The sequence below is a fragment of the Burkholderia sp. MR1-5-21 genome (assembly GCF_053427715.1).
In genome coordinates this window covers 1-606 of the sequence record NZ_JBSAXD010000114.1, presented here as the reverse complement: position 1 = coordinate 606, position 606 = coordinate 1, and the positions used below count along the sequence as shown (strand labels likewise).

At 59.1% G+C, this 606-nt stretch carries 1 protein-coding gene; it reads left to right on the top strand.

Translation table 11 applies throughout. From position 1 onward, the window contains the following. Positions 1-68: 68 nt before the first annotated feature. On the top strand, positions 69-606 hold a 538-nt coding region (locus ACV229_RS40655; protein WP_448088666.1), incomplete at its 3' end, for an amino acid synthesis family protein.

Below are 606 nucleotides of genomic sequence, written 5' to 3'. Positions count from 1 at the left end.
CGAAGCGCCCCCTGGATCAGCGACCTTCCCGATTGCATTCTTATTTTTCATCAGAGACGAAAGCCATCATGTCCCTTATCCGAATCCGGAAAAAGCTGCTCGACATCGAAAGCATCTATCACGAGGGTGGTCCGTCGCGCGCAGCCCCCATCAAACAAGGTTCGATTGCGGTTGTGATCGAGAATCCTTATGCAGGTCGCTATGTCGAGGACCTGTCAGAGTTGGTCGAGGACGCGCGTGCCATGGCCAACGAGCTCGTACCCGAACTTGTCGCGGCCCTAGGAACCGTGGACTCGATCCAGACCTATGGCAAGGGCGCGATCGTCGGCGTGAATGGCGAACTGGAGCACGGCGCGATCTGGCACGAGGCCGGGGGATGGGCGATGCGCGCGGTACTCAAGCATGCGAAATCGATCGTGCCGGCGGCAAAAGTAGTTGCAGTAGCGGGAACTCGCCTGCAGGTTCCACTCCACCACGTTGAGGCGTGCTACGTGCGCAGCCACTTCAATACGATGGATGTGGGCGTGATCGACGGTCCTCGTCCGAACGAATTGCTCTACGCACTGGTGATGGGTACGGGTACGCGCGTGCATGAGCGACTCGGTG